Raw genomic sequence first — 13,412 nt, 5'->3', positions numbered from 1 at the left:
CCCAGTGCCGAACAACCCCAAGTGCCGGCAGCAGGCCAAATCATGCGGTTGGGGCTTAGTCCGGTACCCGCGGCAGAGATGCCGGGACGGCGGCCGCTCGGACTTGGCCATGCCGGCGCTGTGTGGATGCGCCCAGCCCGACTGTGGGAGCGCAGCCATGGACTTGAGCCGCCCGCCAGCCTTGATCCACACCCTGCGTCGCCGCCATGGTCAGAACTTCAAGACGGTTCGGACCAGGGCCACATTCCCTTCGTCGTCGGCCGAACCGGCGCCGGTCAGGTTGGATTTGTCGCTGTCGGCCACATAGTGATCGTATTGGGCCTGAAGCATCAAACCCGGAGCGACCGTATAGGCGGCGCCGAATTCGTACACGTCGACTTTGCGCTTCCCGCGAACAGTGATTGATCCTGGATCCTGGCCATATTTGTAATTCGCGCCGACGATGTACGCGCCGAAACTGTATTGCACACCTGCGGTCCAGGTCCGCGTGGATTCCGTATAATTCCCCGCGATCTCGTTCTGCCCGGATTTCCCGTAATATGTGTAGCTGCCCCCCGCGGCCAAGCCGGCATACTCCACTTGCAGGCCTGCCTGCCAAGCCCGGAGATCCTTGTAACGGTCGGTCGCGACATTCCGACCGACGGCCGTCCCCCATAGGTGGGCGGCGCTGCCCTGGATGTTCACCCCGGAAAAGGTTCGATTGTAGTTGGCGCCGATCTCGACTGTATCACCGAACACCCCGGTGGCCGCCGATGTCGCGGCATTGTTGATCTCGACCCGCTGCACATCCGTGTTGGATGAATCGCTGCGCGGCGTATAACTGGCACCGAGTTGCAGACCGGCGATGCGCGGGGAGAAATATTCGACCTTGGTTGCGTTGCTGTCGGCCAAGGAAACGCTGATGATGTTGGAGCCTCTGACGGTACCGGCGATGCCACCCTTGAAGTCCGCACCGGAATAACGCCCATTCAGGATCTGCTGGCCGTTGTTTGGGCCAACGTAGTTGACGATGCGATCGTAGGACGTCAACGGCATATAATCCATTGGCGCCGTCGCGTAGACCACGTCGTTGAAAGTATTGGTCTGGCCCAGGCGGACCTCGCCGAAGGAGCCGATGGCAAAGATATATGCACGATCGGCGGCGAATGTAGGATCCGAGGAGTTCAGGAGGCGGACACGGGCACCATATTCAAGACCGTTGTCCGCCTTCGCGACCGGCGTGATGACGAGACGGAAGCGGTTGAGCATTTCCGTCGTTCGCAGGTTTTGGTCGCGGTTCTGGCTGGTGTATCCGGCTTCGAACAGGTAATCGCCACCGATCTTCAGTTCGAACTTGGTTTGAGCGGCCGCCATGGGCGCGACGAGCGCCGTCACGACACCCGGCACCCATAGCGCGAGGTGATGCTTCATTTTAATATCCTTCGCACTTACGAATTATTTCCACCGAAACTATGCGGCTTCATTGGTTCCGTCACAGGGAGGGCGGAGGGGGGGAAGTCAGCCGGTAGGCATCGGGGTCGGAAAGTCCTGGGCTCCGGCCCCGCTGCCGCCCTTGATGCGGGCTACGATGGCGGCCGCAGGACCAAGGCCTGCGGCATTCATGATCCGTTTCGGGTTGCCCGGCTTTCGGAAATCCGGTTGCCGACCGCAGGCCGTAATGGCACGGAAATCGCGTCAGACACCGGAATAGGCAGCAAAGCCACCATCCACCGGCACGACGACGCCGTTGACGAAGCCGGATGCCTCGGTGCTGGCCAGCCACAGCAGCGTGCCGATCAGTTCATTCGCCTCACCGAAACGCCCCATGGGGGTTTGCCCGACGATCTTGAGGGCCCGTGCGGTGAAGCCGCCCGTCGCTTCGTCGATCAGCAGCTTGTGGTTCTGGGCCGTGAGGAAGAAGCCGGGCGCGATTGCATTGACCCGGATGCCGACCTTTGCGAAATGCACCGCCAGCCATTGCGTGAAGTTGCTCACGGCCGCCTTCGCCCCGCTGTAGGCTGGGATTTTGGTCAGCGGCCGGAAGGCGTTCATCGACGACATGTTCAGAACGGTGCAGCCCGCACGCCCCAGCATCTGCCGCGCGAACACCTGGGTCGGCAGCAGTGTGCCCAGGAAATTCAGGTTGAACACGAACTCGACGCCTTTGGGGTCGAGATCGAAGAAGCTGGTCAGCGCGGCTTCCTCCAGATCCGCCACCTCCAGCCACTCCTTGTCCGTGGTGCCGCGCGGGTGGTTGCCGCCGGCGCCGTTGATCAGCAGGTCGCAAGGGCCAAGCTCAGCAAGCACCCGCTCGGCCGCCGCCTCCAGCGACTCCCGGTCCAGGACATTGGCGGCAAGACCGATGGCCTGGGCGCCGTCCTTGCGCAGCTCCGCCGCCACGGCCTCGGCGGCATCGGCCTTGAGGTCGAGAATGGCGATCCTGGCGCCCGCCGCGGCGAGCGCCTGGGCGAACGCGGCGCACAGAAGCCCGCCACCCCCGGTGACGACGGCGACCTTGCCGGCGAGATCGGCGGGCTTGAAGGGTATGGTCATGGTTCAAGCCCTCTCAATGCCGGCCTTCGGCCTTGGCGATGCCTTCCCAAAGGCCATTGAGATACACCGCCCCCAGCGCGCGGTCGTACAGGCCATACCCCGGCTTGCCCGTTTCGCCCCAGATCATGCGGCCGTGGTCGGGCCGTGCGTAGCCCTCGAAACCAGCCTCGTGGTAGGCTTTGACGATCTCCGCCATATCCAGCGAACCGTCGGCCGAACGGTGCGCAGTTTCGTAGAAATCGCCGGCCTCGTTGATCTTGACGTTGCGCAGGTGCGCAAAGTGGATGCGCTTGCGTCCGGCAAATTCGCGAACCATCGCCGGGATGTCGTTCTTGCACGACGCACCCAACGATCCCGAACACAGCGTCAGTCCGTTGGCCGGGTGGTCGACGATACCGAGCAGGCGGACAAGATCGGCGCGATCCTTGACGATCCGGGGCAGTCCGAAGATGGGCCGCGGCGGGTCGTCGGGGTGGATGGCCATGCGGATTCCGACCTCCACGGCGACCGGAATGATGCGCTTCAGGAAATATTCGAGGTTCGCCCACAGCGCCGACTCATCCACCGCCTCATACTCGGCCAGAAGGGCCTTCAACTCGTCGGCGCGGTAGCTGGCGTCCCAGCCGGGCAGCGCGATGCCCTGGCTGAGGTCGATCTTGTCGATCGTCGCGGTATCGAAGCCCAGCGTGGTTGATCCGTCGGAAAGCCGCATCTCCAGTGTCGTCCGGGTCCAATCGAACACCGGCATGAAGTTGTAGCAGATGACCTTGATGCCGCACTGCGCCAGATGGCGGATGCTGGTGCAGTAATTGTCGATCAGCCGGTCGCGGGTCGGTTTGCCGAGTTTGATGTCCTCGTGCACCGGCACGCTCTCGATCACCTCCAGCGCCAGCCCGTGCGCCTCCACCGTGGCTTTCAGCGCCTGGATGTTGGCCAGCGGCCACGCTTCTCCGACCGGCACGTCGTAAACCGCCGACACCACCCCATGCATGCCCGGAATCTGGCGGATATAATCGAGCGGAACGGGGTCTTCGTCCCCGTACCAGCGGAACGTCATCTTCATGGCTTATCCTTTTGAAATCTGGTCTTTGTTGGTGGTGACGATGACCGGTGGCATCCGCGCCCACCGGCGGGACGGCGGCATGTGCCGCCGCCCGGGATCCCGATCCCGGCAGATCGGGATCAGAGGCCGTTGGCGCCGATAGGGACCGCTTTGCTCATACCGGGCGTGACGATGACTTCCGGGTGCCGGTCTGGAAGCCGGTGGCCGCTTGCCGCCGAGAGGGTGCCGTCAGGCGCGCAGCGTGATGCGGTGGATCGGTCCCATCAGGACCACATAGGCGAAGACGGCCAGGACCGTATGGGCGGCGACGAAGATCAGGACGCCTTCGAACGAGCCGGTCGCGGCGATGATGTAGCCGGCGGCGATCGGCATTACGATACCCGCGATGCTGCCGATGGCGTTGAACATGCCGCCGGTCAGGCCCGTCAGTTCCTTCGGGCAGGCGTCGGAGATGACCGCCCAGCCGATGGCGGCCAGCCCCTTGCCGTAGAAGGCCAGGGCCATGATGGCGATCACCATCCATTCCGTGTCGACGAAGTTGCAGAGCACCAGCGAGGAGGCCAGCGACATGCCGATGACGAAGGGCGTCTTGCGGGCGACCGACAGCGAGACGCCACGGCGAAGCAGCGCGTCGGAGAGCAGGCCGCAGCAAATGCCGCCGAGAAAGCCGCAGATCGCCGGCAGGGTGGCCACCAGGCCGACCTTCATGATCGGCATGCCGCGGCCCTGCGCCAGATAGACCGGGAACCAGGTCGTGAAGAAGTAGGTGAGGGAGGTGTTCGCATACTGGGAAATATAGGCGGCAAGCAGCAGGCGGTGGCTGAGCAGCTGCTTGACATGGCTCCAGCGCACCTTCACCGGCGGGGCGGAGCCCTTGCGGTCCATGTCCACCAGCGCGCCGCCCTTCTCCACATAGGCGATTTCCGCCGCGTTGACGCGCGGATGGCTCTTGGGGCTGTAGATCAGCTTGGGCCAGAAGACGCCGATGACGATGCCGATGGAGCCCATGAACAGGAACACATATTCCCAGCCATAATAGGCGGTGAGCCACGCCATGATCGGCGAGAAGATGGCCAGCGAGAAATACTGCGCCGTGTTGAAGATCGCCGTCGCGGTGCCGCGCTCGGCTGTCGGAAACCAGGCTGCGACGATCCGTCCGTTGGCCGGGAAGGCCGGTGATTCCACCAAGCCCAACAGGAACCGCACGCTGAAGAGAAGGAAGAATGCGGTCGCGGGGTGCGCGAGGCCAACGGCACCTTGCAGCAGCGTGCAGATCGACCAGAGGATGAGGCTCATCCCGTAGATGACCTTGGACCCGTAACGGTCCAGCAGCCAGCCGCTGGGAATCTGGCCGATCACATAGGCCCAGGCGAAGGCCGAGAACAGGTAGCCCATCCCGATGGAGTCGAAGCCCAGGTCGCGTTGGACAGCCGTTCCTGCGATCGAGAGCGTTGCCCGGTCAGCGTAATTGATTGTGCTGACGAGAACCAGGATTGCCAGAATGCCGTAGCGGACATGCGTGGCCTTGGCCCCGTCCGAAACGGCGGTCTGCGTGATAGCACTCATTTTTGAACCTTCCCAACGGCTGCTCCGCCCATTTCTCATCAGGTCCGGAACTCTGTCGCGAAACCGGAGAGGCGCCATTCATCTGGAATATGTGACCGAATCTCGGACCCGGCCGTGCGATGCGGGGACCAGCCCCGGTTCATCCCATGCCGCCGTTTTATCGACCCTGTTGACAGGCAATTCGACTATCGATCGCTGGTGTTCGATGTCGGCCAATACGGTTCGGACTGCGAAAAATCGGCATTATCCGTACGACAGTCACGAAGTCGCGCTTGCAACCAAGATGGATCGGTAGATGGACTGTCCCGGAAGAAGTGTGCTTGACCATCGCCATCGCATGACTATCGATATTCACCAAACCTCGGGGCAGATTTCTCGATTGTCTTGTTAGGATTGGAACCTCATGGACGGATGCGCACATGAGCATTTCCCCCTTCCCATAATGCTTATGCAATCTGCATTTTGTTTTGCGGAATAATCATCCGGGCATTGGGGATAGTCCAAGACAATCGGGCTAACAGGTCGATGCCGGAATGGAATGGCCGGGAAGGCACGGGAAAGGCGCTAAGAGGGCGGCCTTCTGTCACATCGCACATCCACGCTGGTACGATGCAATGGTGGCTGGGACACCTTCAAAAGCCAACGGCCGTCCTAACTTGGCACGACGCAGCCCCATCGCCACAACTTGCGAAAACTTCGATAATAGCGCTGCGATAGCGTCCTTTAGAAAAAGAAAAATAATCCATCACAGCGCTATGCCGAACCGCAGGCTGCTAAGAGCAGACATGCAGCGTCGATGCGTTTAACTTAAAACGGGCCATGCAATGATCTCGGTGTGTAAAGATTTTCTCCGCCGGGGAGACACTTTGTCCCCACATCATTCAAGGGAACGAATCATGTCTCAGAAATTTGTTTTCATGCGGCTGATGCTCACTGCCGGTTTCGTTGCGGTCGCGTTGGGCGGCTTCGTTGCCGCGGCAGCCGCCGCCGCGAACACGGCGATCGGCCCGGTCGGCGCGACAACCGCGATCGATTGGAGCGCAGTCGTCGACAGCACGCAGCAGAACCTGCTGTTCAACTGATCCAGCGTCGGGAAGGTCGGTAGCATGCCGTCCAGTGCCGGCATCGTCATGCCCGGCGTCCTCTTCGCGATATGGGCACGGCAGAGATGGAAAATGGGTGTTGATCGGGTCAAGGATAGAGAGGAAGCGCCGCACTTGGCGGGGTGACTTGAAGCGCTTCATCTGCTACTCGCGTCGTCGGGTCGGTTGGTGCGAGTTTCGGCACGGTTGTTGATGCTCTCATGCTGACGGTGATCCCCCGGCATGAGGGTCCGCTTGGCGGCGTAGGACTTCAGCTTATCGGTGACCGGCCCCCCCACGGCGGACGGCCCCGCTTTTTCAGAATTTTGCAGGAGCCAAGCGTTTGGCCGCCTTGGCATCACGCCGCCTCTTGACCACAAAGCCGTCGCGCTCGACTGCCCGCCATAAGTAATGCCTCCTGCCGGCGATGGTCAAGACGACCTCGTCGAGGTGCCATTTACCGCCCCGATGTGGCGCCCCGCCGGCGCAACCAATCTGCGATCGGCGCGGCCGAACTTCAACACCCACTGCCGCACCGTCTCATGGCTCACGGTGATGCCGCGGGCCGCCGGCATCTCTTCCATACGCAGGCCCAGGGGGAAGCAGGAACTGACGCAGCGGAGGGCACGGGGCGTCGTCATGGCAACCCTATACCCGCCCTCCTGTCCCCCCGACACCATGGACCTGACGGTGCCATGCCGAACCAAAGCAACGGTAATTCCAAGAGAATTTGCCGAAATACGCTTTTGGCATTAGTTCGATACCTCAACGGTCTTAGACGAGGGGCGGAGCCCAAGCTAACGTGGTCCAAACAGTTTGGGGGGCCGTCGAATGCTTGGGACTGCCGCAATCAATCGCGAATAATTCGGATCGCTCCTGAACGGACGTGGTGATTGTTCGAATGTGGGAAAAGTTTGTCAAAGTAGTAGATGCGCTTCGTGCTGCCTTGATTGCCGAGACATGCACCGCTTAAAGCCAGCATCATCCTCTGACAATACCCTCCTACGCGCTGTTGAAACATCCGACGCGTCATAGTTAGCAACAATGGAAGTATATATCCATGATTCTCAATAAAAAATCATGCTGGCCAATGTCCCGTCGCGCTCTGCTGAAAGGAACGAGTTTCCTCGCGGCCGGTGCGTTTGGCTCCGGGCTTTCAGTGGCACGTCCAGCATGGGCCGCCACCGATGCTGCAGAGACGATCGCAACCCTGATCTCGGGCGAGCCGACGCCCACCTCCATCGTGCTCCAGGTGCGCTTGAGCCCAGGATTGCCGCCGGTCGGCGTGTATGACTCTCCGACGCCAGGACTTCCTGCCCAACTTCGCTTTGAAGTTTCGGAAATGCCGGAATTTCACGATCCACTCCGGACGGCTTGGCAAGAAGCAAATGAAGAAGAAGATTATGTCACCAAGACAACGATCCACGGCCTGAAACCACACACCAAATACTTCTACCGTGTGGAAGTGCGTAAACCCGACAACAAAATCTTCAAAACCAAACAAGTGGGTAGTTTCTGGACACTGGCAAATGCAAATGATGACATACGCGTGTCTTTTGCGGTGTTCAGTTGCCTGAACTATGAGAAATTTTACGGAATAGTCAAAGGCGGCGGAGGGGGAGAGAAAGACGCACCGGCGTGGAGCTTGCCGGCTGAAGGCCGGGATTGGTCGCGCGGGTATCCCGTAATGGATGTCATTCGCGAAAAAAAGGTACAATTCATGGTCGCTACGGGCGACACGGTCTATTACGACCCGCGGCAGGATACGGATAAATTTCGCGCGACAACCACCCCCCAGATGCGCGCTAGCTGGCACAAGCAATTTGCGGTTCCGTCTTTGCGGGACGCTTTGGCTGAGCACGGCACGTTTTGGATGATTGATGATCACGATTTTCGCTTCGATGATGCTGATGGTACAGGTGAACGATTGCCGTCGCCCGCCGACGGTAAGAAGATATTTCATGAGCAGGTGCCGGCGCCGAAGGAAGGACCGACTTACAGGACCTATCCGATCAACAGATGCGCCCAGATTTGGGTGCTTGATGGGCGTGAATACCGCTCGCCAAACAAAGCCCCGGATACGCCAGACAAGAGTCTTTGGGGGGTCGAGCAGCGGGAATGGCTTGAAAAAACCCTCCGAGAGAGCAAAGCGCCTTTCAAGATAATCATCACACCGTCTCCTATCATTGGCCCTGATGATGCAAAAAAATCTGACAACCAAACTAATTTCGGTGGTTTCCGCCGCGAGGGGGAAACCTTCCTCGAGTTCCTCCACGGAAATAACCTCGTCTCATCTACCGTGATTATTACAGGAGACAGACACTGGCAGTATCATTCTATTCATCCGACCGGAGTTGAGGAGTTTGCCTGTGGAACAGCCCATCGCCAGAATTCGCGATATGGGGTAAAGCCCGGGCAAGGAACCGACCCTGAAGGCCGTATCCGCCAGCCATATCTCATGGCAGAGCCCGAAGGGGGGTTCATCGAGGTCGCCGTCGAGCCCGGAAGCGGAAGCGAAAAAGCGACTCTTGTAATTCGTCTTTGGAACGAAACCGGGTTGCTGCGGCACGAAGTACGGCGAGTGGCGTAGATGCCATAATGGGCCGGTGAACTGAGCTGGCAGTTTGGGCGGGGTACCGTCATGTGTGGACGACCGCTGCGGCGTAAGGGAAAAGAGATCTGGCTTGGCGAAAAGGTCGGGTGCGGTCATGTGTCCGGCCTCGAAGAATGCGGTGCTGATGACCGCGGGCCATGATGAACTCGCGGGATTGGGTCCCGATCAACTTGCCGCGCTCGAGGCGCATGACAGTACGTGGGTCTTCCCAATCCCTGGCTCGAACCGTTTCGCCATCACCTCTCTCTGCACCCTCACACAGCATGGTCCTGTTCTTCAGCGTTACCAAACCGGACGGTCCAGCGACACGGTGGCTTGCATCCGATGGTGGAACAGACTGAACCGCTCCGGGTTTTCCAGAGGCCATTTGTGTTGAGTCACGCCGCGCTGGCGACGTCCTCGGTTTGGGCATAGTAGCGGGCTTCGGCCTCGGCGGGAGGAATGTTGCCGATGGGTTCGAGCAGGCGTCGGTGGTTGAACCAGTCAACCCACTCCAGGGTGGCGAACTCGACAGCCTCCAGGGTGCGCCATGGCCCGCGGCGGCGGATCACCTCGGTCTTGTAGAGGCCGTTGATGGTCTCGGCCAACGCGTTATCGTAGGAGTCGCCAACGCTGCCGACGGAGGGCTCGACCCCAGCTTCGGTGAGACGCTCAGCGTAGCGGATCGCAACGTATTGCGATCCGCTACCGGAGTGATGGATGAGGCCACTGGTCTTGGCGGGCCGGCGGTCGTGGAGTGCCTGTTCGAGCGCGTCCAGAACGAAGCCGGCGTGGGCTGTGCTGGACACCCGCCAGCCCACAATCCGGCGGGCGAAGGTGTCGATGACGAAGGCGACATGGACGAAGCCCTGCCATGTCGGCACGTACGTGAAATCCGCCACCCACAAGGCGTTTGGCCGTGGCGCCTGGAACTGGCGGTTCACCCGGTCAGCGGGACAGAGCGCGGCTTTGTCGCTGATCGTGGTGCGCACCGCCTTGCCCCGCGTCGCCCCCTCAGGCCCATTTGGCGCATCAGCCGGGCTTTTCGCCAAGCCAGATTTCTTTTTCTTGCGCCGCAGCATTTGTCCACACATTACGAGTGTATCGCTAGGTTCAGGCTGGTGCGAACGCTGAAAGACCATTCTGATCACAGCGGTGTCTTGTCAACAATCAAGATTTTGCACCAATTTTTGGCGCACCATTTCGAATATCCGAAAAGAAGATGCCATGCCCGTAGGAACGGGCATGGCAAGTTTCACGCAGCACCATTCGGAAGATATTCAGGGAGGAGCGATCACTGCTGGACAGTGCGGCCAATCTCCTTGTTGATCTGGTCCAGCAGCTCGGCGCCATAGCGCGACTTCATCTGCTCATGCACTGGCAGCAGCGCGGTGCGCAGCGCCGCCTTCTCCTCCAGGCTCGGGGTATGGATAGTCATCAGGCCGGACTTGCGGATGGCCTCCAGTGCCTGCTGATCCTCCTCCTGAGCGAGTTTGGTGAAATAGGCGGTCGTCTCCTTCATCGCGCCTTCCAGTGTGGTGCGGATGTCTGGCGGCAGCTTCTCCCAGAACGGTTTGTTCACGATCACCACATAGCCGTGATAGCCATGGTTGGTGATTGTCATGTGCTTCTGCACCTCGTGCATCTTTTGGGTGTAGATGTTGCTGAAGGGGTTCTCCTGTCCGTCCACTACGCCGGTCTGGAGGGCTTGGTACAGTTCGGAGAAGGCCATCATCTGGGGCAGCACGCCGAGTTGGCGCATCTGTGCCTCGATCACCTTGGAGGACTGGATGCGCATCTTCAGGCCCTTGTAGTCCTCGGGCATGTGCAATGGCGTGTTGGCGGTCATTTGCTTGAAGCTGTTGTCCCAGAAGGCCAGCCCCAGGATGCCTTTCGGCTCCAGCTTGCGCAGCAGCGAGGCGCCAATCGGCCCCTGAGTGATCTTCCTGGCCTGCTCCATGCTGTCGAATAGATAGGGCAGGTCAAAGATTTCGAACTCGCGCACGCCAAGCGGGCCGAATTTGCCGAAGGCCGGAGCCAGCATCTGGACGGCGCCGAGTTGGACAGCCTCCATCTCTTCCTTGTCCTTGTAGAGCTGGCTGTTGGGGTAAACCTCGACCTTCACGCGACCACCGGTTCGCTCCTCCGCCAGCCTCTTGAAATAGTCGGCGGCCTTCCCCTTGGGGGCCTCGGCGGTCACGACATGGCTGAATTTGATGGTGATCGGCGCCGTCTGAGCGACAGCGGGAACCGCCGCCAGCCAGGGCAAAGCGGTGGCGGTCAGCATTGCCGTCAGGGCGTGGCGTCGATGGATGCCCATGGTGTTTCCTCCAAGTTTTTGGTTCGATAGTGGGGTTCGGTGCGGCGTTCAGGCCGTGCCGCAGGCTCCCGGCGCGACCTTCGCCGAGGCCGGCGCCGGATGCAGATCCCAGACCGGTCCAGCTTTCGCCACCTGCCCGGGCACGTCATGGCCCAGCAGCGCCGGCAAGCTGCGTGACAGGGTCAGCAGGCGATCCAGGTCGATCCCGGTCGGGATGCCCATCGCGTGGCACATGTGCACGAGATCCTCGGTGCAGATGTTGCCGGTGGCGCCGGGGGCGAAAGGGCAGCCGCCGAGCCCGCCCAACGAGGCGTCGAAGCGCCGGGCGCCGGCCTGGAAGCCGGCCAGAACGTTCGCCAGCCCCAGGCCACGGGTGTTGTGGAAATGCAGGGTCAGCCCGGTGGTCGGCACCAGCCGCAGCACGTGCCCGGTGCGTTCCGACACCAGCCGCGGGTCGGCCATGCCGGTGGTGTCGGCCAGGGTCACATTCGTGATGCCGAGCGCCAGATAGCGCTCGGCGAAACTGATCACCCGCTTGTCCGTGATGCTGCCCTCGAATGGGCAACCGAAGGCGGTGGCGACGGTGCCGTTCAGCCGGACGCCGGTGCCGGACGCCACCTCGGCGATGCGCGCGAAGGCTTCGAAGGAGGAGTCGGTGCTCATCCGCATGTTGGCGCCGTTGTGCGTCTCGCTGGCCGACACGACGAGGTTCAGTTCGTCCACCCCGGCGGCGATTGCGCGTTCGGCACCCTTCATGTTGGGCACCAGTGCGACGTAGAGGCAGCCCGGCCGGCGGCGGATGCGGGCGAACACCTCCCCCCCGTCGCGCAGCATCGGGATCGCTTTGGGCGACACAAAGGATCCGGCCTCGATCCGGGTGAAGCCGCAATCGGACAGTTCGTCGATCAGTGCGACCTTGCGATCGGTCTCGATCCAGCCCGGTTCGATCTGCAGGCCGTCACGCGGTGCGATCTCCTGGACCAGCAGCGTATCGTCGGCGGCGCTCATTGTACGACGCCTTTCCGGCGCAGCCGCTCGATCGCCGCGGCGTCGAACGCCAGCCGATCCAGCACCGCATCGGTGTGGGCGCCCAGCGCCGGGCCGATCCAGCGCACCGAGCCCGGCGTATCCGACAGCTTCGGCACGATCCCCGGCATTTTGAAGGGCACCTGGTCGGGCAACTCGCCCTGCAGGATCATGTCGCGGTCACGGTAATGCGGGTCGGCAACGATGTCTGCCACTGAGTAGATGCGGCCCGCCGGCACCTCTGCGGCATCGAGCTGTCTCAGCACCTCGTCCATCGACTGGGTCCGGGTCCAGGCGGCGATGGCATGGTCGAGCAGTTCGTTGTGGGCGACGCGTCCGTCATTGTGGGCCAGAGCTGGGTCGTCTCTCAGATCCGGCCGCTCAATCACCTGCATCAGCCGCTTGAAGATCGGATCGCTGTTGCCGGCGATCACAACGTAGCCGCCGTCGCGGGTCGGATAGGTGTTGGACGGGCTGATGCCGGGCAGGGAACCACCCGACCGCTCGCGGACGAAGCCCATCACGTCGTACTCCGGTACCAGGCTTTCCATCAGGCTGAAAACGCTCTCGACCAGCGAGACGTCGACCACCTGCCCGTCGCCTTGGCTGGTCTTCACCCGTAGGAGCGCCATCAGCGCGCCAATGACGCCGTAGAGCGAGGCCAGGCTGTCGCCCAGGCTGATGCCGACGCGGGCCGGCGGGCTGTCGGGGTCGCCGGTGGTGTAGCGAATGCCACCCATTGCCTCGCCGATCGCACCGAAGCCGGGGCGGTCGCGATAGGGACCGGTCTGGCCGTAGCCGGAGATGCGCACCATCGTTAGCTTCGGGTTGATCGCGTGCAACGTGTCCCATCCAAGCCCCAGCTTTTCCAGGGCACCGGGACGCATGTTCTCGATCAGGACGTCCGCCTCGGCGGCCAGCCGACGCACAATCTCAACCCCATCAGGAGATTTCAGATCGAGCGCGATCGACTGTTTGTTGCGAGATTGCAGGTACCACCAAAGTGAGGTGCCCCGATGGAGCTTGCGCCATCGGCGCAGCGGGTCACCTGTACCCAAGGGCTCGATCTTGACAACCTCCGCCCCAAATTCGGCAAAAAGCCGTCCAGCAAATGGAGCGGCAATCAATGTGCCGATCTCGACGACGCGAATTCCTTCGAGAGGAGCCGTCATGTTTCACCACATTACTGAGTATGTTTGTTATGTACAGCAGTGTGTGGATTTTCTTGCG

General features: G+C 61.3%; 10 protein-coding genes and 1 pseudogene. 2 read left to right on the top strand and 9 right to left on the bottom strand.

Annotated features, from left to right (window positions below):
• Nucleotides 1–210: 210 nt before the first annotated feature.
• From J2848_RS13055 to J2848_RS13040, 4 genes are all read right to left on the bottom strand, one after another.
• Nucleotides 211–1,410, bottom strand: coding sequence for a porin (locus J2848_RS13055; protein ID WP_149231433.1), 1,200 nt, complete (start codon nucleotides 1,408–1,410; stop codon nucleotides 211–213).
• 264 nt (nucleotides 1,411–1,674) lie between these two features.
• Entirely contained in the window at nucleotides 1,675–2,532 is an 858-nt protein-coding gene (locus J2848_RS13050; protein WP_149231432.1) for an SDR family oxidoreductase, read from the bottom strand.
• A 13-nt stretch (nucleotides 2,533–2,545) separates the two neighbouring features.
• Nucleotides 2,546–3,595, bottom strand: a complete 1,050-nt coding sequence (uxuA, locus tag J2848_RS13045) for a mannonate dehydratase (protein ID WP_149231431.1) — start codon at nucleotides 3,593–3,595, stop codon at nucleotides 2,546–2,548.
• A 228-nt stretch (nucleotides 3,596–3,823) separates the two neighbouring features.
• Nucleotides 3,824–5,161: an MFS transporter gene (locus tag J2848_RS13040; RefSeq protein ID WP_149231430.1), complete on the bottom strand. Its 1,338-nt coding sequence runs from the start codon at nucleotides 5,159–5,161 to the stop codon at nucleotides 3,824–3,826.
• Nucleotides 5,162–6,078: 917 nt separating this feature from the next.
• Between J2848_RS13040 and J2848_RS13035 the strand changes: the two genes are divergently transcribed.
• On the top strand, nucleotides 6,079–6,243 hold the full coding sequence (locus tag J2848_RS13035) for a hypothetical protein (protein ID WP_170307033.1): 165 nt from the start codon (nucleotides 6,079–6,081) through the stop codon (nucleotides 6,241–6,243).
• 318 nt (nucleotides 6,244–6,561) lie between these two features.
• Here the strand turns inward: J2848_RS13035 and J2848_RS36285 are convergent, their stop codons facing one another.
• Entirely contained in the window at nucleotides 6,562–6,771 is a 210-nt protein-coding gene (locus tag J2848_RS36285) for a DDE-type integrase/transposase/recombinase (RefSeq protein ID WP_149231429.1), read from the bottom strand.
• 532 nt (nucleotides 6,772–7,303) lie between these two features.
• On the opposite strand from J2848_RS36285, the gene J2848_RS13025 reads away from it, so the two are divergent.
• Nucleotides 7,304–8,833, top strand: a complete 1,530-nt coding sequence (locus tag J2848_RS13025) for an alkaline phosphatase D family protein (protein WP_149231428.1) — start codon at nucleotides 7,304–7,306, stop codon at nucleotides 8,831–8,833.
• 401 nt (nucleotides 8,834–9,234) lie between these two features.
• Here J2848_RS13025 and J2848_RS13020 read toward each other — a convergent pair.
• From J2848_RS13020 to J2848_RS13005, 4 genes and pseudogenes are all read right to left on the bottom strand, one after another.
• A pseudogene (locus tag J2848_RS13020) lies at nucleotides 9,235–9,875 on the bottom strand (IS3 family transposase); the annotation flags it as partial.
• Between the two features lie 255 nt (nucleotides 9,876–10,130).
• On the bottom strand, nucleotides 10,131–11,156 hold the full coding sequence (locus J2848_RS13015; RefSeq protein ID WP_425458687.1) for a TRAP transporter substrate-binding protein: 1,026 nt from the start codon (nucleotides 11,154–11,156) through the stop codon (nucleotides 10,131–10,133).
• 48 nt (nucleotides 11,157–11,204) lie between these two features.
• Nucleotides 11,205–12,164, bottom strand: coding sequence for a hydroxymethylglutaryl-CoA lyase (locus J2848_RS13010; RefSeq protein WP_149231426.1), 960 nt, complete (start codon nucleotides 12,162–12,164; stop codon nucleotides 11,205–11,207).
• A complete protein-coding gene (locus J2848_RS13005) occupies nucleotides 12,161–13,354 on the bottom strand; it encodes a CaiB/BaiF CoA transferase family protein (RefSeq protein ID WP_149231425.1) in 1,194 nt (397 codons plus the stop codon). Before J2848_RS13005 ends, J2848_RS13010 begins: the two co-directional genes overlap by 4 nt.
• Between the last annotated feature and the right edge of the window lie 58 nt (nucleotides 13,355–13,412).

It is taken from the genome of Azospirillum lipoferum (genome assembly GCF_024170005.1).
GTDB lineage: Bacteria > Pseudomonadota > Alphaproteobacteria > Azospirillales > Azospirillaceae > Azospirillum > Azospirillum lipoferum.
This window is presented reverse-complemented; position numbering and strand designations above follow the sequence as displayed.